The sequence below is a fragment of the Centipeda noxia ATCC 43541 genome, from assembly GCF_000160555.1.
Taxonomy (GTDB): Bacteria; Bacillota; Negativicutes; order Selenomonadales; family Selenomonadaceae; genus Centipeda; species Centipeda noxia.
Genome location: NZ_GG749281.1, coordinates 234,588 through 260,160, shown reverse-complemented (window position 1 = coordinate 260,160; position 25,573 = coordinate 234,588). Strand labels below are relative to the sequence as shown.

Here is a 25,573-nt window from a genome sequence, read left to right as displayed (position 1 = left end):
TATTTTGTCAAATTTCCCAAACATTAGTAGGAGGAACTACCGTTGATCGAATTTTTCAGCAATCTGTTTGAACCCATCATCCATATTCTGCAGATGATCCTCGGCGCATTCTACAGCGTTACCAGCGCCGCAGGGCTCGAGAGCTACGGCTATCCGATCATCCTGCTCACCATCCTCATCAAGCTCGTGACCTATCCGCTCACTGTCAAGCAGGTCAAATCCATGAAGGCGATGCAGGAAATCCAGCCGAAGATGAAAAAGATCCAGGAAAAGTACAAGAACAACCCGCAGATGCTCCAGCAGAAGACGGGCGAGCTCTTTCGAAATGCCGGCGTCAATCCGCTCGCGGGCTGTCTGCCGCTCCTCGTGCAGATGCCGATCCTCATGGGCATGTACTACGCGCTCTTTAACTTTACCTTCCCGAGCGCGGCGGCGGCGGCGTTCTTCTGGCTGCCGAACATGTCGGAGCCCGATCCGCTCTACATCCTGCCCGTCCTCTCGGCGCTGACCACCTTCCTCCAGCAGAAGATGACCTCCACCGAGATGAATGCCCAGATGAAGATCATGATGACCGTCATGCCTCTCTTCATCGGCTGGATCAGCCTCAAGTTCCCGTCCGGCCTCGTGCTCTACTGGGTGACGATGAATGTCGTGCAGATCATCCAGCAGTGGTGGATGTACCGCAGCGAGGGACCCGTGGCAAAGGAGGCGATCTGAATGGCGGAGATCATTGAAGCCACCGGCAAAACCGTCGAGGATGCGCTTTCTTTTGCGCTCGACAAACTCGGCTGCGGCCGCGCTGAGATCACCTACGAGATCCTGCAGAAGCCCTCGAGCGGATTCCTCGGCCTCTGGGGCAAGCGCGAGGCACGTATCCGCGTCACCACGCGGCCTGTGATTCCGGCGCGGCACACGGAGATTCCGCTCCCGGCACAGCCGACCGTCATCGCGCAGCAAAAGACAGACGCGCAGGAAAATCAGGGGGATGCCGACGGATTCTCCCCGCGTCCGAAGCGGTTCCATACCGATCTGCGCTCACGTGCGCGAAAAAATAATGCGGAGCAGTATGCGCAGAGCGAAGGCCGGCCGCAGAACGCGCGTCCGGATATGCGCCGCGAACGTCCCGGACGCTATGAGAACACGGATGCAGGCGACGATCAGCAGCGCCGCCCGCGCAGCGAGACGCCGCTCGTGCCGCTGACGCCCGCAATGACCGCCGCCGCCGAGAAATTCCTCGGCGAGATCTTTGCCTCCATGCGTCTCAGCGTTGCCCTGCACCGCACGGATACGCCGGCGGGCACGGTCTTCAACATGCAGGGGGAGAACCTCGGCATCCTCATCGGCAAGCACGGTGCAACACTCGACGCACTCCAGTACCTTACGAATCTCGTCGTCAACAAGATTACGGAGAACGGCTACGCGCGTGTCATCCTTGACGTGGAGGACTACCGTGCGCGCCGCGAGGAGACACTCACGCGCCTCGCGGGACATCTCGCGGACAAGGCGTGCCGCATCGGCGAGGAGATCCGCCTCGAGCCCATGAGCCGCCACGAGCGCAAGATCATCCACACGGCGCTGCAGGACAACCGCCGCGTTACCACGTACAGCGCGGGGGAGAATCCGCGCCGCTACGTCGTCATCGTCCCCAAGCGCAGGCGCTATGGGCGGGACTATGAGGAGAGCATCGGCGAGCGCTGAGCGTGTGGCAGAGATATCGAAAAAGGCAGCGAAGCGCTGCCTTTTTTAAACGGTACACAAGGAAAGGGAGCGCCATGACCGAGGACACCATCAGTCAGACCGCAACGGCACCCGGAGCGGGCGGTATCGGCATTATCCGCATGAGCGGCGTACAGGCGCTCCCCATTGCGCGGCGCGTGTTCCGTCCTGCGGCAGGCGGCGTGCTCGGCGACATGGCGCCCTATACCGCGCGCTATGGTCATATCACGGCGGCGGACGGCAGCGTGATCGACGAGTGCATCCTTCTCTATATGCGTGCGCCGCATTCCTATACGGGGGAGGATACGGTCGAGCTGCAGTGCCACGGCGGGCGCGTTGTCCTGCGTGCGGTGCTCCTCAGGACATGGGAGGCCGGTGCGCGGCCCGCGGAGGCGGGGGAGTTCACGAAGCGCGCCTTTTTGAACGGCCGGCTCGATCTTGCGCGCGCCGAGGGGGTCATGGAGCTCATCACGGCAAAGAGCGCACGTGCCGCCCATGCTGCGCGTGCGCGTATAGAGGGGGCTTTCTCGGCGGAGATCACGGCGGTCCGGCAGCGTCTTCTCGGCGCGATCGCACGCATCGAGGCGGGCATCGATTTTCCTGAGGACGATCTCCCGGAGGTGCACACGGCGGCGCTCTCCGCGGATGTGGAGGAGGCATCTGCAGCCGTGCGGCGCCTGCTTGCGGGCGCGGATGCGGGGCGCGTTCTGCGCGAGGGCGTCAAGACCGTTATCGTCGGGCGGCCCAACGTCGGGAAATCGAGTCTCCTCAACGCGCTCCTCGGCATGGAGCGCGCCATCGTCACCGACGTGCCCGGCACGACGCGCGATGTCATCGAGGAGGAGATCATTGTCGAGGGGATTCCCCTGCGCCTTCTCGATACCGCGGGGCTGCGCGCGGCGGAGGATGCGGTCGAGCAGATCGGGGTGCGGCGTACGGAGGAGCATCTCGCCGATGCCGAGCTCATCCTCGCTGTCTTTGACGCATCGGCAGCGCTGACGGATGAGGACAGAGATCTCCTTGCGCGGCTGCAGAATACGGCGGCGGATATTCTCGTGCTCTGCAACAAGGAGGATCGCAGCGCCGTTCTCACAGCCGCGGATTTTGCCTTGGATGCGCCCGTTCTCACGATCTCCGCGCGGGAGGGGACAGGCCTGGATGCGCTCCGTGCGGCCATCGCTGCGCGCGTTGCCACTAGGGAGGGCGAACTCAGCGACGGGGCTCTGCCGAACAAGGAGCGCGAGGTCGATGCGCTGCGCCGCGCCGCCGGACATCTCGATGAGGCAGCTGCGGCGCTTGCGGCGGATATGGGCACGGACTTCGTCTCCATTGATCTGCGTGCTGCCTATGACATCCTCGGCGAAATCCTCGGCGAGACGGCGGACACGGATCTCATCGACCGCATTTTCAGCGAGTTCTGCATCGGAAAGTAAACATAACACAAATAAAATCAGATTTATGTTATAAAAATAGGGGAAAGTATATTCGTGAGCAGCAATACAAACTATGATATCATCGTGATCGGCGCGGGCCATGCGGGCGTCGAGGCAGCGCTTGCCGCGGCACGCATGGGGAGGCGTACGCTCATCCTCACGCTCTCGCTCGACAACATCGCGATGATGCCGTGCAACCCGTCCATCGGCGGCCCGGGCAAGAGCCATCTCGTGCGCGAGATTGACGCGCTCGGCGGCGAGATGGGGATTGCGGCGGACCGGGCGAGCATCCAGCGCCGTCTGCTGAACACGGGCAAGGGACCCGCTGTTCACGCTCTGCGCATGCAGGCGGATAAATTCCTCTACCAGCGTATCATGAAGGAGACGCTCGAGAACACGGAGAACCTCCATGTGCGCCAGCTGCTCGTAACGGAGCTCCTCTCAGAGGAACATGCGGGAGAAAAGCGCGTCACGGGCATTGTCTGCGAGACGGGGGAGCGTCTGACGGCACGCGCGGTCATTCTGGCGACGGGGACCTATCTGCGCGGGCGCATCATCCTCGGCGAGACCATCTACGACAGCGGTCCGAACGGACAGCGCCCGTCGATGTCGCTCTCGGACTCTCTGCGTGCTGTCGGACTGAAGCTGATGCGGTTCAAGACGGGGACGCCCGCGCGCATCGATCGGCGGAGCATCGACTTTGCAAAGACCTCCATGCAGGAGGGCGACCCCGCTGCGCCCGCATTCTCCTTTCTGACCAATGAGATGCCCGCGGAGCAGACGCCCTGCTGGCTCACCTATACGAACGAGGAAACGCACGCGGTCATTCGGGCGAATCTGCACCGTGCGCCGATGGCAAACGGCGTGATCGAGGGCATCGGCCCGCGCTACTGCCCGTCAGTCGAGACGAAGATCGCGCGCTTCCCGGATAAGGAGCGGCATCAGCTCTTCCTCGAGCCGGAGGGCCTGCATACAAACGAAATGTATGTACAGGGTATGTCCACAAGCCTGCCGACAGATGTGCAGGAGGCGTTTCTCACGACGATCCCGGGCCTCGAGCATGCACGCATCATGCGCCCCGGCTACGCGATCGAGTACGACTGCCTCGACCCGCTGCAGCTGGAGGCAACGCTTGCGGTCAAGGGCATTGCGGGACTCTACTCCGCCGGGCAGTCAAACGGGACGAGCGGCTACGAGGAGGCGGCGGCACAGGGTCTGATCGCGGGCATCAATGCCGCACGCAGCATTGGCGGGGAGGAGCCGCTCGTCCTGCGGCGCAGTGACGGCTACATCGGCGTCCTCATCGATGACCTCGTGACGAAGGGGACGGAGGAGCCCTACCGCATGATGACGAGCCGCGCGGAGTACCGGCTCGTCCTCCGGCAGGACAATGCCGATCTGCGGCTGACGCCGCGGGGGCGCGCGGTCGGGCTCGTGACCGACGAGCGCTGGGTGCGCTTTACGGCAAAGCGGGACGCCATCGATGCGGCGCTCGCTCTCCTGCGGGAGCGGCGGCTCAGCCCGAGCGCCGAGACAGAGGCGCTGCTCGCAGACGCGGGCATCTCTCCGCTGCGCGTGCCGATGAGTCTCTTTGCCCTGCTTTCGCGCGAGGGAGACTATCGCGTGCTGGCCGCGCTCTTTGACCTCCCCGCGCTCGCAGACGACGTGCGCGAGGAGGTTGAGATCACGGCGCGCTACGACGGCTACATCCGAAAGCAAGAGGAGCAGATCGCGCGCATGGAGCGCCTTGAGAGCCGGCGCATCCCCGCGGAGTTCGACTATGCGGCGGTCACGAGCCTGCGCCTTGAGGCGGCAGAGAAACTCGCAGCCGTTCGCCCGCGCTCCATCGGACAGGCGTCGCGCATCAGCGGCGTTTCGCCGGCCGACATCTCCGTCCTGCTCGTGTACCTCGAGAGGGCGCGGCGTACATCGTAATTCAGATAAAAAGAAAGAGCCTATCTGCAGCGGATAGGCTCTTTTTGAGCGAAACTATGTTTGTATTCGAATCGCAGGAAAAAATTTGAAGACCCTGAGGAGCACCAGACCATTTTAATCACATATCAATTCCTCTGAGCGCACTCCAATGATATACTGTATAAGATTATATGATTTTGCGGAAAGGAGAGCGCTGCATGAAGATGAAGATGGCACGGATCGTTCTGCTCCTTGGCGCGCTTATCCTGCTCGCTGTATTTGCCTACCGTGAATACGCAGCGCAGGAGCTGCGCGCGCAGCTCCTCACGGGGACGGTCGAGGCGACGCGGGTGGAGGTCAGCACGAAGGAGAGCGGCTACATCGAGGAGCTCTTTCTTCAGGAGGGGATGACGGTGCGTGCCGGCGACGCAGCGGCACGCATCGGCCGGCGTGATCTGGATGCCGCGGTTCTGCGCGATGAGGCGGCGCTTGCTCATGCCGAGACGAGCCTCCAGCGGACGCAGAGCGGCAACCGTGCGGAGGAGATTCGCGCGGCCGCGGAGCGGACGAATGCCGCACGCGCTGCCGCAGAGAAAGCAGATGCCGACTATGCGCGCGGCGCGGAGCTCATTGCGGGCGGAGCAATCTCCCAACAGGCATTTGACGGACTGCGCGAGGCGCGCGACACGGCGAATGCGAACCTGCGCGCGGCACAGCAGGAACAGGCGCTCATGGAGAGCGGCAGCCGTCCCGAGGATATCCGCATGGCGGAGGAGGATGTGCGGCGCCAGCAGGCAATCCTCGAAATCGACGCCTCTGCGGTCAGCGATCTCACGGTCCGCGTGCCGAAGGACGGCATCGTTCTGTCAAAGAACTATGAACGGGGCGAGTTCGTCCGCGCGGGCACGCCGATTGCAACGCTCATCGACCCGCAGGACGTTTGGGTCAAGGTCTACGTGACGACCGACGTACTCGGCGATCTGCGCATCGGGAATCCGGCGAAGGTCTACATCGACGGACAGATGGAGCCTTTGGACGGCACGATCAAGGAGATCAGCGATGCGGCGGAGTTTACCCTGCGCCAGAGCATCACAAAGAACGAGCGCGCGAACCTCGTCTTTGGCGTAAAGGTCGCGGTGGATAATGCCGCGGGCATTCTAAAGCCCGGCATGCCCGCGGATGTGGACTTGGAGCCCCGAAATGGAACGTGAGCCGCGCACGGACGACGCGCCCGTGATCGAGACGCACGACCTCACGCGCGTATTCGGCAGCTACACCGCGGTAGACCGGCTGAATCTCTCCGTGCCGCGCGGGGCGATCTACGGCTTCATCGGCTCGAACGGATCGGGGAAGTCCACGGCCATCCGCATGATCTGCGGTCTCCTCCCGCCGACGAGCGGCACGGCATTTGTGCTCGGCTGCAATACCGCCGTGCATCCGGAGCGCGCGCGGCAGGCGCTCGGCTACATGTCGCAGCGGTTCAGCCTCTATACGAATATGACCGTTCGTGAAAACATGATGTTCTACGGCGGTCTCTATGGTCTGCCGCGGGAGGAGCGGCGCGCGCGCACCGCGGAGGTGATCGCACGGATGCAGCTCATGGACCGCGCCGACGTGCTCGCGGGCGGCCTCTCGGGCGGGCAGAAGCAGCGCCTCGCGCTCGGCTGCGCCATTCTCCACCGTCCCGCGCTCCTCGTGCTCGACGAGCCGACCTCCGCCGTTGACCCGACCTCGCGGCGGCTCTTTTGGAACCTGCTCTCGGAGATGGCGGGCACGGAGCGGACGACGATCTTTGTCACGACGCATTTTATGGATGAGGCGGAGCACTGCGATGAGATTGCCTTCCTGCAGCGCGGGAAGAAGATCGCCTCCGGTTCGCCGTCTGCGCTCAAGGAGGAGCTGCCCGCGCGGCTCTACGTCCTGCCGCAGGACAGTGCGGAGGAGGGGGAGGCGGCGCTGCGGGCGGCGGGTGTGCCCTGCGACGAAGTCTATGTGTTCGGACGGCAGGTGCGTGCGCTCGTTCCGCGGGAGACTGTGCTGCCGGAGCAGCTGCACGCGGCACCGTGGGAGCTCACGATGGAGGATGTCTTCATCTACTACGACCGGCGGCAGAGGGGGGCGCAGGGATGATGCGCATTCTCGCACTGCTCGCAAAGGAGCTCATTCAGATGCGGCGCGACCCGATGACGATCGGCGTGACTTTCCTCCTGCCCGTCATCTATCTCGTCGTGTTCGGCTTTGCCATCCGTACGGACGTGCGGCACCAGTCCACGGTCGTATTCGATCAGTCGCGGAGCGAAGAGAGCCGCAGCTTCCTTGCTGCGATGACGGCGAGCGGCTATTTCGACCTGCGCTATATCGCATGGAGCTACGATGAGCTGAACGAGCGGATCGAGCGCGGCGATGCAAAGATCGGCGTCGTCTTCCCGCCCGATCTCGTGCAGGAGGCGAATGCCGGACGCACCGTGCCGATCCAGATGATCGTCGACGCCTCGGACTCCATCGCCTCGACCTCCGCCATCGCGGCGGCAACAGGGCTCGGAATGCAGGTCCGTCCCACGGCCGCACACGGCGCATCTGCCGCGGCGCCGGCCTATGACGTGCGCATCCGCGCGTGGTACAACCCCGACGCCGTCACCTCATACTACATGCTGCCCGCGCTCATGGGCATCATTCTCTCGATCACCATGGTGGTCATGGTCTCCATGTCCATCGTGCGCGAGCGCGAGGCGGGCACACTCGAGCAGCTTCTTGTAACGCCGCTGCATGTATGGGAACTGCTCATCGGCAAGATCCTGCCCTACATCATCCTCGGCTACATTCAGACGACGATCTGCGTCCTCATCGCCCTTGCGGTCTTCGGCGTGCCCCTGCGCGGGAGCATCCTGCTCCTCTACGGACTCACGACCCTCTTCCTCCTCGCCTCGCTCACGATGGGGCTTATGATCGCATCGCTCGCACAGAACCAGCTGCAGGCGGGGCTCATGAGCATCGCGACCCTCCTGCCGGGCTTCCTCCTCTCGGGCTTCATGTTCCCGCGCGAGGCCATGCCCGTGTTCTTTCAATACCTCAGCCTTGCCATCCCCATGACGCACTACATCGAGATCCTGCGCATGATCTTCCTCAAGGGCGGCGGCATCATGGCGCTCTATCAGCAGACCGCCTTTCTCGCCCTCTTTATCCTCGTCTTCTTCGGCACCGCCGTGCGGAAATTCAAGCGGTCGGTGATATAAAAAGACCCTTGAACACGATGTGCTCAAAGGCGAAAATATGTTTGTATTTTGGTGAAATAAAAGATATATATAGAGATGAAAAGTCCTGGGCAGGAGAGATTCTGCGGCGGTATCTTTCCCCCGAAAGGGGGTGCGTGAGTATGAGTGAAATTGTCACGATTGTGTTATTCATCGTGGCAACAGGCTGCTTGCCTGCAATACAAAAAAAGTAACCGCCCAGCTTTTGACGGAGTGAGCGGTTATTCGAAAGAATATTAAGTAACCTTGGAAAGATGCCGTCAAAGACGCTTCTTTCTGCATCTAGTAGAACCGTCCGCCTGCCCTGATGCAAGCGGATTTTTTCTTTACAGCACCGCGATCAGCCGCTCGACATCCGCCTCCTGCGTTGCCCAGCTGGTCGCGATGCGCATGACGGTCTCATCCTCGCCGCGCTTTTCCCAAAACCCCATGACGACGTGCTCGGAGAGGCGGGCGAGCTGCGCCGCGTTGAGCGTGAGGAAGATCTGATTCGTCGGTGCGTCGGCGGCGAGGCGGTAATCCTTCGCCGTGAGCGCCGCGCGGATGCGGTCTGCCATGGCGACGCCGTGTGCACCGCCGCGCTCATAGAGTCCGTCCGTGAAGAGAGTATCAAACTGGAGGCCGAGCACGCGTCCTTTTGCGAGCAGCGCGCCGTTCTGCTTGATGATGGTGAAGAAATGCGGCACCGTGTCCGGCCGCGGGAAGACCACGGCCTCGCCGAAGAGTGCGCCGCATTTCGTTCCGCCGATGGAGAACACATCGCAGAGATGTGCGATGACGGGGAGGGTCACGTCATTTGCCGGGCAGCCGAGTGCATAGGCGAGGCGTGCGCCGTCGAGGAAGAGCGGGATCTTGTTTGCGCGGCAGACGGCGCTGATGATCTCCAGTTCATTGCGCGTGTAGAGCGTCCCGTACTCCGTCGGCTGCGAGAGGTAGACCATCCCGGGGCGCACCATATGATCGCGGTTCGCATCCTCGTGAAAGGTGCGCAGGCATCTCTCGACGGCACGCGCTGTGAGTTTGCCGTCTGCGTGCGGCAGGGCGAGCACCTTGTGCCCGCCCGCCTCGACCGCACCCGCCTCGTGCACGGTGATATGGCCGGAGTCTGCCGCGATGACGCCCTCATAGGGGTGCAGGAGCGCCGAGATCACCGTCCGGTTCGTCTGTGTGCCGCCCGTGAGGAAGTGTACCTCCGCATGCGGTGCCCGGCATGCCGCACGGATCTTTTCCCGCGCTGCATCGGAGTATATGTCGAGGCCGTAGCCCGCCGTCTGCTCCAGATTCGTCTGTGCGAGCCGCTGCAGAATCTCCGGATGCGCGCCCTCCATATAGTCCGAGGCAAAGGACAGCCGTTCGTTCATGAATCCCATCTCTCTTTCCTTATATTCTTTTCATTTCTTACATTGTAATGGTAAGTTGTTAGAATTCAACTAAAATTACAGAATTTTGTTAAGTGCTTGGATTTTTCTCCGATAGTATGAGTAAGGACAGCGATACGAAGCAGGATGCGCGAAAGGAGGAACAACGAATGGATCTGGAAAAAATCTACGGCAGCCGCGGCGTTACGGCAGCGCTGCGTGCACAGCATGCATCCTCGGAGAAAGAGGAGACCTCTGATGCGTTCGCGCGGATCCTGCAGAATCTGCGTGAGTCGAAACCGGCGAACAGCCGCGACCGTTCCGATGCAGAGGGAGATACCATCGTCACGCGCGTACTTGCGGACGGATCGGTCATCGTGCGGGTCTACAAAGGAACGAAGATCATCTCCGAGACGATGACGCGCGGCGCGAATCCCGAGGCGGGCAAGGAGATCATCATCGAGCGGACAGAGAAGCTGAAGCTCGATTCCATAGGCGAGACACAGAACCCGCTGCTCGCGTCGAAGGCGGCGCAGAGCTCGATCGGCACGGCGGCGCTCGTGAGCACTATGCTGTAACGATGAAATAGAGTCGGCAGCCAAAAAGACCTCTCACACTGTGGATGGAGTGAGAGGTCTTTTTGTATGTGCAGGGAAGCACGGATCAAGCGATCCTTTAAGAAAAGTTAAGGGCGGGCATATTCCTCCGATAGTAAAGGTAAGGACAGCAATCCCATGCAGGAGGCGCGAAGGGAGGGAATGAAATGGAACTCGAGAAAATCTTTGGCGCGTCGATTCAACGTACAGATGCGTCTGTGCGGCGCACCGTCCCCGCGAAGGAGGATACCGCCGACACATTCGCGCGCGTGCTGCAGAACTTCAAAGAGATGAAGGCGGCAGAGGCACGTGACTGGGCGGAGAAGGTAGGCGACACCGTCATCACGCGCATCCTCGCGGACGGTACGGTCATCACGCAGATCTACCAGGGGACGAAGCTCGTCTCCCAGATCGTGACGCGCGGCTCGCACCCTGAGCAGGGCAAGGAGCTCGTCTCCGAAACCATCGAGAAGATGAAGCGGCAGGCACATGAGCAGAGCGCGGATCCGCTGCTCGCGGCACGCGCGGCGCAGAGTTCTGCTGCGACTGCCGCAGCCGCATCTGCGATGCTGTGACGGATTCATCACGGCAAAAACCCTCCGAGGTCGGCAGAAATGCCGTTCTCGGAGGGTTATTTGTGTGCAATGCAATGGATCCGATTGCGTGATCAGGATGAAATTCGGAACGCTGCTTTCTTGATCAGCGCCTATTCAGATTGTCCGTGTCGTACTGGTGCGTGCGCACCTCGGCGTAGGCGGGCGCGATGACAATGGTGCCGGTCTTGTCGATAAAGCCCCACTTGTCGTCGATCTTCACGGGGGCAAGTCCCGAGATGAACATGCCGATATCCGTGATCGTGCTTGGGAGGAGGAAGGGGACGCGCCCCGTCTTGTCGATGAAGAAGCTCTTTGAGCCCTGCCGCACGGCGGCGATTCCATCGGTAAAGTCGTGCACATCATCGTACTTCGGTGCAATCACCATTGCGCCATCACGACCGACAAAGCCCCACTTGTCACCGTCCTGCACTGCCGCGAGGTCGTCATAGAAGAAGTGAATGCCCTTGTACTTCGGTTCGATGACGTAGGCGCCCTTCCGATCGACGATGCCCCATTTGTTCTTCACGCGGACGAGCGCGACACCGTTCATGAAGGTGGAGTTGTAATCGTTTTTGGCCGAGACAACCTCCGCGCCCGTGCGGTCGATGTAGCCGCGCTTGATCTTTTCATCGTCCAGCATTACCGGATCATACATAATATGGCCCGCAGTCGCCGCCGCGATACTGAGAACCGCGCCGATGAAGTTCGTCGACTTCACCTCACGGCGCACTTCGGCAAGCCCGTCCTTAAACGGATCGACATCCTCATAGCGCGTCTCGATCACCTTCTTGCCGGTCTTGTCGATGAACGCCCAGTACTTCTTTTCCTTTACCATCGCGAGCCCTTCGGAAAAGCCGCGGATGGATTTGGCACGGATCTGCAGCGGGATGACCACACTGCCCGTCTTGTCGATAAAGCCCCATTTGCCGCCCGACATAACGGGAGCAAGCCCCTCCTGAAAGTTTTGCGCAAGCTCATAGGCAGAGGGAATGACCTCTGCGCCTGTTGTGTCAATGTAGCCGAACTGCTTCTTTTCCGCTGCTGCTGCCGCAAGCCCCTCGGAGAAGGGCTGCGCAAAGGGGTATGTATCGCCCGTCAGCAAGCTGCCGTCCTGCCGATAAAAAACGTATTTCTTATCCTTTCGCTGCACACAGGAAATATCATCGTTGAAGGGACTGATGCTGAGGTATTCGGCCGGCAGGATCAGTTTGCCTGCCGTGTTGTATGCGCCGTAATTGTTCTTTGCATCCTGCACGACGATCATATCATTGCTGAGCGGCTGTATGGTCTTGTAGGCGACGGGTACGACGAGCGAGCCGTCGAGGCGGACGATGCCCCAGCTCTTTCCCTGGCGGACGGCGACCGCGTCGGCGGAGTAGGATGCAATCTCATCGTATTCCGCCGGGATGACGAGGGCACCCGAGGGGTTGACTGCGCCCCACTTCTTGCCCTGCCGCACAATGGCAAACGGTGCGGAGGCGTTGGCCCCGGCGACCTGCGCCTCTGCGACGGGCAGCGAGATTCCCTGTCCCGTATTTCCCAAAAGCAGGAAGACAGCGGATAATACAGCGGCGACAGCACCGCGCAGCCAGAGATTTTTACCTGTGTTCATTCCGACAACATCTCCTTTGACGATCTGCAGAGCAGAAAGGTGAAACTCTATTCAGTATAGATATTCGCGAAAAAAAGCCATATTCCTGTTTGCCCTCAGCAATTCCCGCGGTGTACATGGCGCAGATGGCGGCGGGCGATTTCCGCAAGGCGGTCGATCGACGCGATGGGCGTCGGTGGAGTGCTTACGCGGTGGCGCGGGAAATAGCGGCTGATGTGCAGAGGAATCTCGGGGGAGAGGGAGGCGAGCCAGCGCGCCTCGGCATCCATGTCAGCCGCGCTGTCGTTCCTGCCGGGGATGATGAGGGTCGTCACCTCGACGTGTACGCCGTGCGTGACGGCATGTTCGATCGTCTCCCGGACCGTCCCGAGATCGCCGCCGACCCAGCGGTAGAAATCCTCCTGCCAGCCCTTGAGGTCAATATTCATCGCATCGACGTGCGGCAGGAGACGCGCGCGCGGCGCGGCGCAGATCGTGCCGTTCGTGACGAGGACGACCGCAAGATTCGCCGCGTGCAGGAGGGGGGCTGCGTCCATGATGTACTCGAAGCTCAGCAGCGGCTCGTTGTAGGTGAATGCGACGCCGATGTTGCCGGGGGCGCGGCGGCTGAGTTCCCCCGCGAGCGCGGAAAGGCGCGCAGGTGTGATGTCCTCCGTTGCAGCCGATGTGTCTGCCGTTGCGATGGAGGCGTTCTGGCAGAAGGGGCAGGCGAGATTGCAGCCGAAACTGCCGACGGAGAGGATGAAGCTGCCGGGGTGAAAATGGTACAGCGGCTTCTTCTCGATCGGGTCGAGCGCGAGCGAGGTAAAGCGGCCGTAGTTCAGCGGGCGGATCGTACCCGCGCGGTTCGCGCGCGTGCGGCAGAATCCCATCTCGCCCGGGCTCAGGCGGCAGGCATGGGGGCAGAGACCGCAGACGGCGCGGTCATCTCCGCTGCGCAGGGAGATCTGCGCGGAATCATCTCGATATGCGGCTGCGGTGCTCATCTCAGCAGTGCCGCTCGACGGTAAAGCGCCAGATGCGGATCGGCGCATCGGCGGGGATTCCTCCCTTTTGACGTGCAATGCGCAGCTGCTCCTCGACTGTATTCACCCCGTCGAGGTCGGGCAGGAGCAGACCCTTGCGCGCGCGGTACTCGACGATGACGCCGTAGCGCTTTGCGTCGAGATCGTCTGCGCCGCTGACCAGCTCCGGCTCCGTGAGCACATCGACGCTGTACACGAGGGCGGGCAGCTCCTCCTCCTGTACGGGCGGGAACCGCGGGTCGCGCAGGGCGGCGCTTGCGGCATTCTGCAGAATCTCCGCAGCGATGTTCTTTGCCGTCGGATCGAATGTTCCGATGCAGCCGCGCAGCGCGCCGTCCTTTTTCAGCGAGACGAAAACGCCGGCGCGCTCCGTCATCTCAGGTGGGAGTTCGGATGGGAGCGGGGCGGGCTCTCCTGCGGTGACAATCGCCTCGACGGCACTGCGCGCGAGCCGCACAAAGTCGTCCTCGGCGGCGCGCCGCTCCTCCATCGAACGCTGCTCGAGCATCTCGTAGCGTTCGGCAAAGCTGCGGCGCGGGTCCTCGCGCGTCACCCGCAGCGAGACGACACCGTAGCCGACGCCGAACGGTCCCTGGTAGGAGAGCTTCTTGATCTTCAGCGTCTTCGCATCGAGCGCGCCCGCCATCATCCAGAACGTGCGCAGACCGCATTCCGCCGCCGGCTGATAGAGCGCGGGGTCCATGCGCAGGAGCTTCAGGAAGTCGCCCTCCTCGAGGTGCTTCATGCATGCCTTGTCAAAGCGCGGCCCCTCTGGTGCAAAGCCGTAGGGACCCTCGGGCGTGAGCTTGTGCGAGAGGTCGCCGCTCGCGATGAAGACGGCGCGCCGTCCGAGCGTTTCCGCGGCGCGCGCGATGCATTTGCCGAAATTGTAGTGTGCGAGCGGGGAGAGCCCGGAGATGCCGACGCGCACGAGGCGGAACTCCCGCGTATGCGCGTGCAGGAAGCGGAGCGGAATCATGACGCCGTGATCGAGCGCGGCGTTGCGTCCCCCGACGGGCCCCGCTGCGATGCCTTCGGCTCCTGCCTCCATCTCGATCTCCTTGGCGAGCACTGCGTCATAGTGCGCCTCGACCGTGACCTCAGGCGCGCCGAACTGCGCAAAGCTGCCCGATGCCTCCTCGCCCGGCGCGATGTGAAAGTAGTCGGCGTACATGACCGTGTGCGGACTCGCGACGATCACCGTATCTGGCTGCAGCGCGGCGGCCTCCTTCATTGCGCGCTCATAGGCATTCACGGTCAGCTGTATTTTTTTCTCCTCGCCTTTCCCGATCTCCGGCAGGATCAGCGGCGGATGGGGAACGGCGTAGGCTGCCAATATGGACATGAGACTCCTCCTCTCGATATATCTCTATTATGTATTCGCTGTGCGGCGCGAAGCTCCTGCAAAAATGGATTGATTCTGCGGCGGCAAAAGGCTATACTATGAAATATAAAAAAACGCTGTTTTTTATATTTCATATGATTTACGTATAAAAAAATGAAGTTTTTTATAACTCGATTTTTCCATCTATAAAAAACACAATTTTTGGGGGTACACCGCGATGGCATATGAAAGTCTCGTTCTTCTTTACCGCAAGAATGCTGCGCGATGGGCAGAGGAACACCGGCAGCGCCGCAATAGTCCGATGACGCGGCACCTTCCCATCGCGCTGCAGGAGTATGGACGAGCACAGTCCTATCCGGCCTTCTACTGCTATACGGAGGAGCTTGCTCTCCTGCAGGAGGCGATCGGACGGGATTTTACGACGCTTCTTGGGATGATCGGACATATTCCGAAAGCGGGCATTGAGCAGTTCCTGCACACCTGTATGGTGGAGGAGATTCTGGCGACGAATGCGATCGAGGGCGTGCACAGCACGAAGCGCGAGATACGCGCGGCGATGGAGACGGCACCGGCAGATCGCGTGCGCATGCGGCTCGGCGGCGTGGTCAATAAATACGCACGGATTTTGCAGGGCGAGGAGATTCCCCTGGACACAGCGGCAGATGTGCGCGCTCTCTTTGACAGCTTTATCGCCGATGAGATCCGCCGCGATGACCCGGCGAATCTCCCGGATGGACAGCTGTTCCGCAAGGGCTCCGTTGACATTGTATCGCCGTCGCAAAAGGTCATTCACCGCGGCAGCTATCCCGAGAAAAAGATCATGCACGAGATGGGATATGCGCTTGCACTCCTGCACGAGGAGAGCATGCCGCTCCTGTTCCGCATTGCTGTGTTTCACTATCTCTTTGGCTATATTCATCCGTTCTATGACGGCAACGGGCGCATGTCGCGCTTCATCACAACATATTTTCTCGCGCGTGAACTTCATCCGACCATCGCATTCCAGCTGTCGCTGCTCATCAAGAAGCGCCGCAAGGGCTACTATAAGCTGTTCGCCGATACCACATCCGAGTTTAACAGGGGCGATCTGACGCCGTTTATCATCGGAACGCTCCGCTTTATCTATGAGGCGGTCCGCTTTACGGGGGATGCGCTGGATGACCGCCTTCGGCGCTATCGGGCGTACCATGGCCGTGTGATGAACGCGGTGCATGATAAGAAGCTGCGCAATGTGTATGATATCCTGCTCCAGGCGGCGGTGTTCTCGGATGTCGGGGCGACGGTTGCCGAGATTGCGGAGGCCCTTGATCAGACAGAGACAACGGTCTATGCAAAGCTGAAATCGATTCCCGAAGAGCATATGATTCAGCATCGGAGCAGCCGTCCGTATCACTACATGCTGTGTTTGGACGCATTTGCTTGATGCACAGACGAAACGTGTATGAACTTCATAGAAAAATGGGGCGAATGCTTTGCGCATCCGCCCCATTTCTATGGTACAGCAGAGTTCTGGGTCTATGAGAAGCTACGCCGCACCCCAGAGGACAGCGATTACAAGGGTGGGGAGAAAATTTGCGACGCGGATGTACGGCAGGCCGAAGAGGTTCGTGCCGACGCAGAAGATGAGGATACTGCCGACGTAGCTGAGGTTCTGGAGCGCGGCGGGGGTCATGATCGGCTCGATCGCGCCGGCGGCGAGGAAGATCGCCCCCTCGAAGATGCCGACCGAGAGCGCGGAGAAAATGCAGCCCCGCCCGAGTGCCGCGGTGAGCAGCATGACGACGATGCCGTCGAGGACGCTCTTGGCGAAGAGGATGGACGGGTCGGCAAGCAGGCGGTCGCTCACCGCGCCGATGACGGCCATCGCGCCGACGCAGAGGGTCAGCGACGCGCTGACAAACCCGTCGATGAAATGCGCATCGCCGCTGCTGCCCGAGACGCGTTTCAGCCATGCGCCGAACGCCGTCATGCGGTCCTCGATGTTGAGGATTTCGCCGATGATTGCACCGCCGATGAGACTGGCGAGCATCATGTTGACGCCGACGAAGACGAGCTGCCCGTCCGCCCCGATCCGGAGCATCTCGCGGAGCGCTCCGCCGAGACCGAGGAAGATCACGCAGAGACCGCAGGCGCTCATGATCGTCTTTTGAAAGCGCTCGGTGATGAGGCGGCCGCAGCCGAGCCCCAAGATTCCTCCGAGCATGACGGCGGCTGCGTTCGCAAGAATTCCGATGCCCGGCATGACCTTCACAACCTCTCTCTGTCCGTTTTGATCCGATGGCTCATTGTACTGCATTTTGACGCGCGTGTAAAATAAAATGCGGATCCTTCATGTATACATGGACTTTTCATGCTTTATCATGGTAAAATACCCGCATATTTTCATTTTTGAAAATTTTATCTTAATTGGAGGTATGGATATGGAATCATTTCTCCCCATGCTGAACGCGGTCGACTCGTTCCTCTGGGGCGTGCCGCTCATCACGCTGCTCGTCGGGACGGGCATCCTGCTGACCATCCGGCTCTCGCTCATCCAGGTCGTGCATCTGCCGCGTGCACTCGCGCTGATCCTGCGCGCAAAGAATCACGGCGAAGGCGACATCTCGAGCTTTAAAGCGCTGTGCGTCGCACTTGCCGCGACGATCGGCACGGGCAACATCGTCGGCGTTGCGACCGCGGTCAAGGTCGGCGGCCCCGGCGCGATCTTCTGGATGTGGATGGCGGCGTTCTTCGGCATGGCGACGAAGTATGCCGAGGGTCTGCTCGCGGTGAAATACCGCACGACGGACGAGCGCGGCGAGATCGCGGGCGGCCCGATGTACTACATCCGGCACGGCATGGGGGAGAAATACCGTCCGCTTGCGACGTTCTTCGCAGCGGCGACGGTACTCGTTGCGTTCTTCGGCATCGGCACGTTCCCGCAGGTCAATGCCATCGTCGACTCGGTGGAGCTGTCCTTCGGCGTTCCGCGCATCGCAACCGACCTCGTGCTCACGGCGCTCATCGCGGCGATCACGATCGGCGGGCTGAGGAGCATCGCTCACGTTTCCGCGCGCATCATTCCCTTTATGGCCGTACTCTACATTGTCATCTGTGCAGGGATCATCCTCATGCACCTCTCCGAGATCCCCGCGGCGATCGCGCTCATCCTGGACAGTGCATTCACGGGCACAGCGGCGGCGGGCGGATTTGCCGGCTCGACCGTGATGATGGCGATGAAGAACGGCATTGCGCGCGGCGTGTTCTCGAACGAGTCGGGTCTCGGCTCTGCGCCGATCGCGGCGGCGGCGGCAAAGACGAAGGAGCCGGCCGAGCAGGGACTCATCTCCATGACGGGGACATTCATCGACACGATCATCATCTGCTCCATGACAGGGCTGGTGCTCGTCCTCACGGGTGCATGGCACGGCGATGCGGCGGGCGCGGCGATGACGGGCGCGGCGTTTACGAGCCTTTACGGCTCGATCGGCGGAGCATTGCTCACCGTCTCGCTCGCGCTGTTTGCCTTTACGACCATCCTCGGCTGGAATTACTACGGCGAGCGCGCCGTGCTGTATCTGGCGGGCATGCGCGCGATCCTGCCGTACCGGCTCGTGTTCATTGCGCTCATCGCATGCGGCGCGTTCCTGAAGCTCGAGGCGATCTGGGTACTCGCGGATATCGTCAACGGCCTCATGGCCATCCCGAACCTCATCGCCCTCATCGCGCTCTCGGGCATCGTAGTGCGTGAGACGCGGACATATCTGGAGAAGATGAAAAAGTAGGGCACTTCCAACGGTCAAACAAACCTCTCCTTTTCGATCTTTGCAGCAGTTACTTCTATGGAAGGAACATCTGTAAGATCGGAAAGGAGAATTTTTATGCGAAACTATCTGCCGCGCGTGGACTGGATGGTCGGGACAGGGCTCGTCGTCGTTGCGATCCTGTCCGTCTTCTATGGGAGCGCGGAGCTGACGAGCAACATCGCCTCGGGGCTGATCGGCTTTCTCGGGCGCACGGTCATGATGCGGGGCGAGAAGGAGGCGCCGCGATGAGCGCGGTGCTGCCCGCATCGGCCATGCGGCGCGTGACCTGCGCGGAACTAAAAAACCTTGCCGCGGCATACCGCCCCGCCCTCTATTATGCCGCTGCGCAGTGCGCGCGTGAGACGAAGATATACCTCCACTGGACGGCGGGGCACTACGGGCAGTTCTTCGCGGACTATCATGTCCAGATCGACGCGGACGGTACGCTCTATGTGATCGGCGATGGTGCGCTTGATGTGCTGCTCGCCGCGACCTATCGGCGCAACAGCGGGAGTGTGAGCGTTGCCGTTCTCGGAGCCTGTGGTGCAACGACGGAACATCTCGGCGCGGAGCCACCGACGGCCGCGCAGATCGAGGCCATGGCGATGGCGGTGACGGCGCTTGCGGACGGCCTCTGGCTGACGATCGACAAGGCGCGCATCCTGACGCACGGCGAGGCGGCCGACAACGAGGACGGTGTGCGCGCCCATGCCCCCTACGGCCCGCGCTCGACATGCGAGCGATGGGACCTTGAGTACCTCGGCACGCACGAGAGCCCCGCCTTTCGCCCCTGGGCAGAGGACGGCACGCGCGGCGGCGATGTGCTCCGAGGAAAGGCACAGTGGTATCGGGAGCACAAATAGACTGTCCCGCCAGGGCAGAGAGGATCCTCATATACGATCACGGTATCCCACAAATTCCTATCGATTCGATAAAAATGACCGTCAGTCATATAATGTCAGCAAATATGACCGGCGGTCATTTTATTGGAGAAATCAAGGGATTATCATGGAACAAACAAAACACAGGCATTCCTTCCTCGTCATACTGAACGCATTTATGGCGTTCGCCTCACGCTCAACGGACCTCTGCCTGCACGCTCTGCTCGATCCCTTTCTGGCTGCGAGTGACGCGATGAACTGACGCCGTGTCCTCCCGTCATTTTATGCAGCCATAAAAATTAGCAGTAAGTCCTAACGGAACTTAAATTCATCTTATATCCATTTCCCATATGCGCATCGTATTCTGTCCCCAGAAACAGCGACAAGTTGACGGCAGCGCCGTCTGAAAGGATGCGATCCGCATGATGACAACAAAGATGATGAAGAGGACTGCGATGGCAGCGCTGGTCGGCGTCATGAGCTACGGCGCTGCAGGTGTGGCTGAGGTCTCTGCGAGTGCGCTCAGCGTGCCGGAGCAGCGCGCATCGTACACGAGCTTTGACGGACGCGATGATGTCCAGCAGCTCGCGTGGAAGAGCCGCCGTGATCGCGACCGCGACCGCTGGGAACGTGATCGTGACCGGCGCGATCGGGAGCGTTGGGAACGCGACCGTGACCGCGATCACCGCAATGACCGCCGCCGGAGCGGCAAGCGCTACTCGCAGGGCAGCATCAACACCGCTGTGATCGCCGGCGCCGTGATCGGTGCGATCATTGCGAGGAGCATATGAGCTGTCCCGTTCGGCAGAGCACCCAATCCCACGGGAACGGGTGCTTTTTCATACAGTGATAAAATTTAGGAGCAACTCCTAACGAAAATTAAATTCCGTTCGAATGTATTTCCCATGCGCGCGTCGTATGCTCTACTTGTACCAAAGAAGTGCACAGCGGCAAAGCCGTTTGAAAGGATGTGGTTCACATGATGACAACAAAGATGATGAAGCGGACTGCAATCGCCGCGATTGTCGGCGCCATGAGCTACGGTGCCGCAGGCGTGGCCGAGGTATCCGCGCACGCGCTCAGCGTGCCGGCAGAGCGCGCATCGTACACGAGCTTTGACGGACGCAATGATGTTCAGCAGCTCGCATGGGGCGGACGGCGCAAGAGCGGCGGCAAGCGCTACTCGCAGGGCAGCATGACTACGGCCGCCATCGCAGGCGCTGTCGTTGGCGCGATCATTGCGAAGAACACCTGATATTCGGAGATCATAGGGCACCCACTCCCACGGGAGCGGGTGTTTTTTTGTGCTATAATATCTGCAAAGGAGGAAATCGAATGATATATTCAACTTTTGCCGGGGCAATGCGCGCATGTGCCCTGATCGGCGCTCTGCTCGGACTCATGCCGCTCTCTGCCGCTGCACATCCCGTGGATGATCCGGCGGATCCTGTCTACCGGGCGCGGACGGTTCTGCCCGACGCGGCAAAGGCGCGCCGCGACGCACCGGCACTCGAGACGCTCCGCGCCGCTGCTCCGCGGACGGTGCATCTCGCCGATGCGGCGGCGACGGCGGAGACGCGGCAGCTCTATGCGTATCTTACAGCGCTCGGGCAGCTGCAGTACACGATCTACGGACATCAGAACGATGCGCATCATAAATTTTTTCGCATCGACAGCGGTACGAACTCCGATACGAAGGACATGACGGGCGCACTCGCAGGGATTGTCGGGCTCGACGCACTCTCGCTGACGGGTGAGGAGCTGGAGCTGACCGATGCGGAGCGCGCGGCGGGCATGAGCTGCGCGGACAAACTCGAGCGCATCGCGGCGGAGGCGTCGAATGAGGGCGCGATCCTGACGCTCTCCATGCACATCCCCAACCTCGCGCGCGCGGCAAAGCGTCCGCAGGCGGCCGGCGGTTATGACTTTTCGGGCTATTCGCCGGACGATCTCTCGGGGCATGTTCTGCACCGCGCCGTTCCGGGCGGCGATCTGCATCCGGTCTATACGGCCTACCTCGATATGGTCGCGGATTTTCTGCTGCGCATGCAGAGGCGCGGCATCCCCATACTCTTTCGCCCGCTCCATGAGCACAACGGAGACTGGTTCTGGTGGGGCGTAAAGGGGACGGACGGCGCGGACTACACTGCGCTCTGGCAGTACACGGTCCACTATCTGCGCGATGTGCGCGGCGTGCACAATGCGCTCTACGTCTATGCGCCGAACGCGCCGTTCTCATCGGCGGAGGACTATCTCGACCGCTATCCGGGCGATGCGTATGTGGACGTATTCGGCTTTGACTTCTACGACGATGACGACGATACGCCCGCCTTTTTGAAGCGGCTCGAGCATGCGGCGGCGCTGGTTGTGTCCGCAGCGGATGCGCACGGCAAACTCCCCGCGCTCACCGAGGTCGGCGTTCATAAAAACGGCGGCGGGCTCGCGCTCACGGGCAATGACGATCCGCATTGGACGAGTGCGGCGGCAGCCGTCGCGCGGCGTCATCATATCCCGTATCTCATGACGTGGGCGAACTTTGAGCAGGAGGAGAAGAACTTCTACCAGCCCTTCATGGTCAGCGATACGCGCGGCCACGAGCTCGTCGACGGATTCATCGACTACTATAATGAGGAGACCTCGCTCTTTGCGGGCGGCCTCGGAGATTGGCGCGGATTGCCTGTGCCGGTGCAGGAATAAAGATTGGGGGCTGGGAAATCGCCGCATATCCCGGCCGCACGCACTCCCCCATAGACCTTCCTTGCGATAGAAATGATACCTTACCTTTCGTTCTCTCTGTAGTCGAAAATCCTTAATACGGCGGAACCATTTCTCTGCATTGCCGTCCGGCGCTCGCTCGGCGTTGGCTGCGCGCGTGCCATAATCCTCCTCATATTGGCAGGGGTGCGGGATTTTAGAGACACAGAAATATTTTCGCCTTTATTGTTGGAAAAGTTTGATAATGGGTTTATAATAAAAACGTCTTCAAATTTTTTATGATTGCCTTTGGGAGGCGTGTCCAATGAATTCATTCTTTGAACGACAGTTCCGGCTGCAGGAGTATCACTCCTCTGTCAGTACGGAGATCCTCGCGGGTCTCACGACGTTCGCGACGATGGGCTATGTGCTCGCCGTTGTGCCGCATATGATGGGGGAGGCAGGGGTTCCAACGGGGGCGATGCTCACGGGCATGGTGCTCATGATCTTCGCTACGTCGATGGCGATGGGGCTCTATACGAACCGCCCGTTTGCCCTCGCGCCCGGCATGGGCAGCGTCGCGATCTTCTCGATCACGATGGTACAGCTCCAAAATGTGCCGATCAGCGTTGCGAGCGCGATTGTCTTTCTGAGCGGCGTGCTGTTCATCCTCGTTACGGTGCTTGGCATTCGTCAATTCATTGTCATGACAATACCGCGCGGCATCAAGATCTCAATCAGTGCAGGCGTAGGTATCTTCCTCGCCGTGATCGGCATGCGCAATGCAAAGCTGATCGCGGTCAATGCGAAAAAGGTCGCGCTCTCGTTCGGCGATCTCACGCAGCCCGTCGTTATCCTCGCGGCGATCACCTTCGTCATTCTCCTCATGCTCACGGCGCGCAAGGTACGCGGCGCCGCGCTCATCAGCATCCTTGCGGGGACGGTCATCGGCATCCCGATGGGCATTACGAAGATTCCGGAGAGCATCCTGCGCATGCCGGACAACATCGCGCCGATCTTCTTCAACTTTGATCTTGTGGGGGCGCTCGATCTTCAATATCTGCCGTTCCTCTTCGCGTTCTTCCTGCCGGATTTCTTCTCGAGCTTCGGCACGGCGATCGGCATCGGCGGCAAGGCAGGTTTCCTCGACAAAAACGGCGATCTGCCGGGGCTCGACAAGGTCTTTCATGTCGACTCCATCGCCGCGACGGTGGGCTCCTTCTTCACGATTCCGGTGCTCATCACCTATCTCGAGTCCGGTGCAGGTGTTGAGGCAGGCGGGCGCACAGGGCTGACGGCGTGCACGACGGCGGTCGCCTTCCTGCTCACTCTCGCGGTGACGCCGCTCGCGCTGATGATCCCCGCGGCGGCGACGGCGCCCGTCCTTATCTACGTCGGCGTCAGCATGATGGCGGGGATGCGCAACCTTGACTATACGGATATTGCCGAGTACATTCCCGCGTTCCTCTGCATCGCTTTTACCGCGTATACGTTCAACATTGCCAACGGCATCTCTGTGGCCTTCATCGCATTTGTCCTCATGAAGCTCGCCGCAGGGCGCATGAGCGAGCTGCACAAGGGACACTATCTGCTTGCTCTCCTGCTCGCGTACTACTTCTACGCCATTGCGGGCGTGAAATAGGAGGCCGCTATGCACATCGACACACTGTTGACGGGAGGACAGGTCTACAACAGCTATCTCAAAAAATTCATCCCGGGCAATATTGCCGTCAGCGGCGATCGCTTCGCCTATGTCGGCATGGACGAACTGCCGCTCACACCGCGGTGCACGGTCGATCTCGCGGGGCAGTACGTCATCCCCGGGCTGATCGACTGCCACATGCACATTGAAAGTACGATGTGCGCGCCGCGTACGTTTATGAAAGGCGCGGTACGCAGCGGTGTGACGACGCTCATCGCGGAGCCGCATGAGATCGCAAATGTATTCGGTCTCGCGGGCATCCGCGCGCTGATGCAGAGTGCGCAGGACGGCCCCTGTGACGTCCGCATCGCCATCCCCTCGTCCGTTCCGTCGACGAATGACGCGCTCGAGACGGCAGGTGCCGCGATCGAGAACGATGATGTCGAGGCGCTCATGCACATGGATCAGGTGGTCTGCCTCGGCGAGGTGATGAACTGCCGCGAGGTCATTGCGGACGCGCACTCCAAGACGAATCGTCTGATCCGCCAGATTCAGCACGGCCGGCCGGATTTCTCCATCGAGGGGCACTGCCCGCGCTTCGTCGGATGGGAGCTGGCACAGCTCCTCTACCGCGGCATTCGCTCCGATCATACGGATCAGTCGCTTGAGGGGCTCGCACAGCGCGCCGCAAATGGAATGTTCATCCAGCTGCAGGAAAAGACCCTGAAGAAAGAGTTCCTCGACTATCTCATGGAGAACCGTCTGTCGGGGCGTTTTGCCTTCGTCACGGACGACACGATGCCCGATGACTTCATGCGGCGCGGGCAGCTGGACCACCTCGTCCGGCGGAGCATGGAGCTCGGCCTTGCGCCCGAGGAGGCGGTCTATGCGGCGACCTATGCACCCGCGCAGCATATGGGACTGCGGGATAAGGGCGTGATTGCCCCCGGCCGCATCGCCGACTTCGTCGTGCTCTCGGATCTGCGGGCCTTTGAGATCGAGCGTGTCTGGCGCGCGGGACGGCAGGTCTTTGCGCGCGGCGAGGCGTGGGAGGAGCCGGAACGGGACACGTCGTTCCCCGCGCATTTTTACCGCAGCGTGCATCTGGCGCCGCGCAGTGCCGAGGACTTCGTCCTGCGTGCGCCGATCGCGGAGGGGACGGTGCTCTGCCGCATCCTCGAGGTGCAGGAGCATACGACCTTTGTCGCGAAGGGGCGGGCAGAGCTGCCCGTGCGCGGCGGCGTGATCGACTGGGAGAGCAGCCCCTACAACCTTGCCTGTGTCTTTGAGCGACACGGCAAAAATGGCGGCTGCGGCATGGCGCTCGTCGGCGGGACAGCGCTCACGCGCGGCGCAGCGGCGACCACCTATGCGCACGACAGCCACAACCTGCTCGTCCTCGGACAGACCGCAGCGGATATGCAGGCGGCGGCGAACGCCGTCATTGAGGCGCAGGGCGGGTTTGCTGCGGTGCGGGACAGCAGTGTGCAGGCCTTTGCGCCGCTGCCGATCGCGGGCATCCTCTCTGACCGCCCGCTCCCCGTTCTCGGCGAGCAGATCGCGCGTGTTCGCCGCGTCCTTGCGGACTGTGGCTATCGCCACGACAATGTCATCATGTCCCTGAGCACCATTCCGCTGCCTGTGAGCCCGTATTTCAAACTGACCGATAAGGGCATCATCGACGTGAAAAAAGGCGCCGCAGTGCCTTTGATTGTGTAACGAAAA

General features: G+C 61.0%; 24 protein-coding genes. 19 read left to right on the top strand and 5 right to left on the bottom strand.

The window, feature by feature from the left end:
* Window positions 1-42 precede the first annotated feature (42 nt).
* The 7 genes from HMPREF7545_RS08145 (at window position 43) to HMPREF7545_RS08115 (ending at window position 8,296) form a co-directional block, all read left to right on the top strand.
* Window positions 43-717, top strand: a complete 675-nt coding sequence (locus HMPREF7545_RS08145) for a YidC/Oxa1 family membrane protein insertase (RefSeq protein WP_006695247.1) — start codon at window positions 43-45, stop codon at window positions 715-717.
* Window positions 718-1,698 carry an RNA-binding cell elongation regulator Jag/EloR gene (jag, locus tag HMPREF7545_RS08140; protein ID WP_006695246.1) on the top strand — a complete coding sequence of 327 codons (981 nt, stop codon included), beginning with the start codon at window positions 718-720 and terminating at the stop codon, window positions 1,696-1,698.
* Between the two features lie 74 nt (window positions 1,699-1,772).
* Window positions 1,773-3,149 carry a tRNA uridine-5-carboxymethylaminomethyl(34) synthesis GTPase MnmE gene (mnmE, locus tag HMPREF7545_RS08135; RefSeq protein WP_006695245.1) on the top strand — a complete coding sequence of 459 codons (1,377 nt, stop codon included), beginning with the start codon at window positions 1,773-1,775 and terminating at the stop codon, window positions 3,147-3,149.
* A gap of 54 nt (window positions 3,150-3,203) precedes the next feature.
* Window positions 3,204-5,084 (top strand): tRNA uridine-5-carboxymethylaminomethyl(34) synthesis enzyme MnmG, encoded by a 1,881-nt coding sequence (gene mnmG / locus HMPREF7545_RS08130; protein ID WP_006695244.1) that lies wholly within the window; start codon window positions 3,204-3,206, stop codon window positions 5,082-5,084.
* 197 nt (window positions 5,085-5,281) lie between these two features.
* Window positions 5,282-6,274: an HlyD family secretion protein gene (locus HMPREF7545_RS08125; RefSeq protein ID WP_248681303.1), complete on the top strand. Its 993-nt coding sequence runs from the start codon at window positions 5,282-5,284 to the stop codon at window positions 6,272-6,274.
* Window positions 6,264-7,193, top strand: coding sequence for an ABC transporter ATP-binding protein (locus tag HMPREF7545_RS08120; RefSeq protein ID WP_006695242.1), 930 nt, complete (start codon window positions 6,264-6,266; stop codon window positions 7,191-7,193). The genes HMPREF7545_RS08125 and HMPREF7545_RS08120 overlap by 11 nt, the downstream gene beginning before the upstream one ends.
* Window positions 7,190-8,296 carry an ABC transporter permease gene (locus HMPREF7545_RS08115; RefSeq protein WP_006695241.1) on the top strand — a complete coding sequence of 369 codons (1,107 nt, stop codon included), beginning with the start codon at window positions 7,190-7,192 and terminating at the stop codon, window positions 8,294-8,296. The genes HMPREF7545_RS08120 and HMPREF7545_RS08115 overlap by 4 nt, the downstream gene beginning before the upstream one ends.
* A gap of 344 nt (window positions 8,297-8,640) precedes the next feature.
* Here HMPREF7545_RS08115 and HMPREF7545_RS08110 read toward each other — a convergent pair whose 3' ends face one another.
* Window positions 8,641-9,684, bottom strand: a complete 1,044-nt coding sequence (locus HMPREF7545_RS08110) for a threonine aldolase family protein (RefSeq protein WP_006695239.1) — start codon at window positions 9,682-9,684, stop codon at window positions 8,641-8,643.
* A 158-nt stretch (window positions 9,685-9,842) separates the two neighbouring features.
* Between HMPREF7545_RS08110 and HMPREF7545_RS08105 the strand changes: the two genes are divergently transcribed.
* Together HMPREF7545_RS08105 and HMPREF7545_RS08100 are read left to right on the top strand one after the other, a co-directional pair.
* Complete coding sequence (locus tag HMPREF7545_RS08105; protein WP_040571321.1) at window positions 9,843-10,250, top strand: hypothetical protein; 408 nt, start codon at window positions 9,843-9,845, stop codon at window positions 10,248-10,250.
* Between the two features lie 185 nt (window positions 10,251-10,435).
* Window positions 10,436-10,843, top strand: a complete 408-nt coding sequence (locus HMPREF7545_RS08100) for a hypothetical protein (RefSeq protein ID WP_006695237.1) — start codon at window positions 10,436-10,438, stop codon at window positions 10,841-10,843.
* Between the two features lie 124 nt (window positions 10,844-10,967).
* On the opposite strand, the gene HMPREF7545_RS08095 is transcribed toward HMPREF7545_RS08100, so the two are convergent.
* The 3 genes from HMPREF7545_RS08095 to amrA form a co-directional block, all read right to left on the bottom strand.
* On the bottom strand, window positions 10,968-12,476 hold the full coding sequence (locus HMPREF7545_RS08095) for a WG repeat-containing protein (RefSeq protein WP_006695236.1): 1,509 nt from the start codon (window positions 12,474-12,476) through the stop codon (window positions 10,968-10,970).
* A 95-nt stretch (window positions 12,477-12,571) separates the two neighbouring features.
* A complete protein-coding gene (gene amrS, locus HMPREF7545_RS08090) occupies window positions 12,572-13,462 on the bottom strand; it encodes an AmmeMemoRadiSam system radical SAM enzyme (protein ID WP_006695235.1) in 891 nt (296 codons plus the stop codon).
* 1 nt (window position 13,463) lies between these two features.
* Window positions 13,464-14,846, bottom strand: a complete 1,383-nt coding sequence (amrA, locus tag HMPREF7545_RS08085; protein ID WP_006695234.1) for an AmmeMemoRadiSam system protein A — start codon at window positions 14,844-14,846, stop codon at window positions 13,464-13,466.
* A gap of 217 nt (window positions 14,847-15,063) precedes the next feature.
* Here amrA and HMPREF7545_RS08080 point away from each other — a divergent pair, with 217 nt between their 5' ends.
* Window positions 15,064-16,269: a Fic family protein gene (locus HMPREF7545_RS08080; protein ID WP_006695232.1), complete on the top strand. Its 1,206-nt coding sequence runs from the start codon at window positions 15,064-15,066 to the stop codon at window positions 16,267-16,269.
* A 102-nt stretch (window positions 16,270-16,371) separates the two neighbouring features.
* On the opposite strand, the gene HMPREF7545_RS08075 is transcribed toward HMPREF7545_RS08080, so the two are convergent.
* Entirely contained in the window at window positions 16,372-17,088 is a 717-nt protein-coding gene (locus HMPREF7545_RS08075) for a DUF554 domain-containing protein (RefSeq protein WP_248681301.1), read from the bottom strand.
* A 178-nt stretch (window positions 17,089-17,266) separates the two neighbouring features.
* Here HMPREF7545_RS08075 and HMPREF7545_RS08070 point away from each other — a divergent pair, with 178 nt between their 5' ends.
* From HMPREF7545_RS08070 to HMPREF7545_RS08035, 9 genes are all read left to right on the top strand, one after another.
* Window positions 17,267-18,610 carry an alanine/glycine:cation symporter family protein gene (locus tag HMPREF7545_RS08070; RefSeq protein ID WP_040571320.1) on the top strand — a complete coding sequence of 448 codons (1,344 nt, stop codon included), beginning with the start codon at window positions 17,267-17,269 and terminating at the stop codon, window positions 18,608-18,610.
* A gap of 96 nt (window positions 18,611-18,706) precedes the next feature.
* Window positions 18,707-18,880 carry a hypothetical protein gene (locus HMPREF7545_RS10250; protein WP_006695229.1) on the top strand — a complete coding sequence of 58 codons (174 nt, stop codon included), beginning with the start codon at window positions 18,707-18,709 and terminating at the stop codon, window positions 18,878-18,880.
* Window positions 18,877-19,494 carry an N-acetylmuramoyl-L-alanine amidase gene (locus tag HMPREF7545_RS08060; RefSeq protein ID WP_006695228.1) on the top strand — a complete coding sequence of 206 codons (618 nt, stop codon included), beginning with the start codon at window positions 18,877-18,879 and terminating at the stop codon, window positions 19,492-19,494. Before HMPREF7545_RS10250 ends, HMPREF7545_RS08060 begins: the two co-directional genes overlap by 4 nt.
* Window positions 19,495-19,639: 145 nt before the next feature.
* The gene (locus HMPREF7545_RS10475; RefSeq protein ID WP_006695227.1) at window positions 19,640-19,774 is read left to right on the top strand and encodes a hypothetical protein; all 135 of its coding nucleotides are present in this window, start codon (window positions 19,640-19,642) and stop codon (window positions 19,772-19,774) included.
* A gap of 160 nt (window positions 19,775-19,934) precedes the next feature.
* Complete coding sequence (locus tag HMPREF7545_RS08055; protein ID WP_006695226.1) at window positions 19,935-20,303, top strand: hypothetical protein; 369 nt, start codon at window positions 19,935-19,937, stop codon at window positions 20,301-20,303.
* A 188-nt stretch (window positions 20,304-20,491) separates the two neighbouring features.
* Complete coding sequence (locus HMPREF7545_RS08050; RefSeq protein WP_006695225.1) at window positions 20,492-20,767, top strand: hypothetical protein; 276 nt, start codon at window positions 20,492-20,494, stop codon at window positions 20,765-20,767.
* A gap of 80 nt (window positions 20,768-20,847) precedes the next feature.
* On the top strand, window positions 20,848-22,209 hold the full coding sequence (locus HMPREF7545_RS08045; RefSeq protein ID WP_006695224.1) for a glycoside hydrolase family 26 protein: 1,362 nt from the start codon (window positions 20,848-20,850) through the stop codon (window positions 22,207-22,209).
* 322 nt (window positions 22,210-22,531) lie between these two features.
* A complete protein-coding gene (locus tag HMPREF7545_RS08040) occupies window positions 22,532-23,848 on the top strand; it encodes an NCS2 family permease (RefSeq protein WP_006695223.1) in 1,317 nt (438 codons plus the stop codon).
* A 9-nt stretch (window positions 23,849-23,857) separates the two neighbouring features.
* Window positions 23,858-25,567 carry an adenine deaminase C-terminal domain-containing protein gene (locus HMPREF7545_RS08035; protein WP_006695222.1) on the top strand — a complete coding sequence of 570 codons (1,710 nt, stop codon included), beginning with the start codon at window positions 23,858-23,860 and terminating at the stop codon, window positions 25,565-25,567.
* Window positions 25,568-25,573 lie beyond the last annotated feature (6 nt).

What these genes read in the sequence shown, in the direction of transcription:
- jag (WP_006695246.1), top strand. Translation starts at nt 718, where the DNA reads ATGGCGGAGATCATTGAAGCCACCGGCAAAACCGTCGAGGATGCGCTT.
- mnmE (WP_006695245.1), top strand. Translation starts at nt 1,773, where the DNA reads ATGACCGAGGACACCATCAGTCAGACCGCAACGGCACCCGGAGCGGGC.
- HMPREF7545_RS08125 (WP_248681303.1), top strand. Translation starts at nt 5,282, where the DNA reads ATGAAGATGAAGATGGCACGGATCGTTCTGCTCCTTGGCGCGCTTATC.
- HMPREF7545_RS08120 (WP_006695242.1), top strand. Translation starts at nt 6,264, where the DNA reads ATGGAACGTGAGCCGCGCACGGACGACGCGCCCGTGATCGAGACGCAC.
- HMPREF7545_RS08115 (WP_006695241.1), top strand. Translation starts at nt 7,190, where the DNA reads ATGATGCGCATTCTCGCACTGCTCGCAAAGGAGCTCATTCAGATGCGG.
- HMPREF7545_RS08110 (WP_006695239.1), bottom strand. Translation starts at nt 9,684, where the DNA reads ATGGGATTCATGAACGAACGGCTGTCCTTTGCCTCGGACTATATGGAG.
- HMPREF7545_RS08105 (WP_040571321.1), top strand. Translation starts at nt 9,843, where the DNA reads ATGGATCTGGAAAAAATCTACGGCAGCCGCGGCGTTACGGCAGCGCTG.
- HMPREF7545_RS08100 (WP_006695237.1), top strand. Translation starts at nt 10,436, where the DNA reads ATGGAACTCGAGAAAATCTTTGGCGCGTCGATTCAACGTACAGATGCG.
- HMPREF7545_RS08095 (WP_006695236.1), bottom strand. Translation starts at nt 12,476, where the DNA reads ATGAACACAGGTAAAAATCTCTGGCTGCGCGGTGCTGTCGCCGCTGTA.
- amrS (WP_006695235.1), bottom strand. Translation starts at nt 13,462, where the DNA reads ATGAGCACCGCAGCCGCATATCGAGATGATTCCGCGCAGATCTCCCTG.
- amrA (WP_006695234.1), bottom strand. Translation starts at nt 14,846, where the DNA reads ATGTCCATATTGGCAGCCTACGCCGTTCCCCATCCGCCGCTGATCCTG.
- HMPREF7545_RS08080 (WP_006695232.1), top strand. Translation starts at nt 15,064, where the DNA reads ATGGCATATGAAAGTCTCGTTCTTCTTTACCGCAAGAATGCTGCGCGA.
- HMPREF7545_RS08075 (WP_248681301.1), bottom strand. Translation starts at nt 17,088, where the DNA reads ATGCCGGGCATCGGAATTCTTGCGAACGCAGCCGCCGTCATGCTCGGA.
- HMPREF7545_RS08070 (WP_040571320.1), top strand. Translation starts at nt 17,267, where the DNA reads ATGGAATCATTTCTCCCCATGCTGAACGCGGTCGACTCGTTCCTCTGG.
- HMPREF7545_RS10250 (WP_006695229.1), top strand. Translation starts at nt 18,707, where the DNA reads ATGCGAAACTATCTGCCGCGCGTGGACTGGATGGTCGGGACAGGGCTC.
- HMPREF7545_RS08060 (WP_006695228.1), top strand. Translation starts at nt 18,877, where the DNA reads ATGAGCGCGGTGCTGCCCGCATCGGCCATGCGGCGCGTGACCTGCGCG.
- HMPREF7545_RS10475 (WP_006695227.1), top strand. Translation starts at nt 19,640, where the DNA reads ATGGAACAAACAAAACACAGGCATTCCTTCCTCGTCATACTGAACGCA.
- HMPREF7545_RS08055 (WP_006695226.1), top strand. Translation starts at nt 19,935, where the DNA reads ATGATGACAACAAAGATGATGAAGAGGACTGCGATGGCAGCGCTGGTC.
- HMPREF7545_RS08050 (WP_006695225.1), top strand. Translation starts at nt 20,492, where the DNA reads ATGATGACAACAAAGATGATGAAGCGGACTGCAATCGCCGCGATTGTC.
- HMPREF7545_RS08045 (WP_006695224.1), top strand. Translation starts at nt 20,848, where the DNA reads ATGATATATTCAACTTTTGCCGGGGCAATGCGCGCATGTGCCCTGATC.
- HMPREF7545_RS08040 (WP_006695223.1), top strand. Translation starts at nt 22,532, where the DNA reads ATGAATTCATTCTTTGAACGACAGTTCCGGCTGCAGGAGTATCACTCC.
- HMPREF7545_RS08035 (WP_006695222.1), top strand. Translation starts at nt 23,858, where the DNA reads ATGCACATCGACACACTGTTGACGGGAGGACAGGTCTACAACAGCTAT.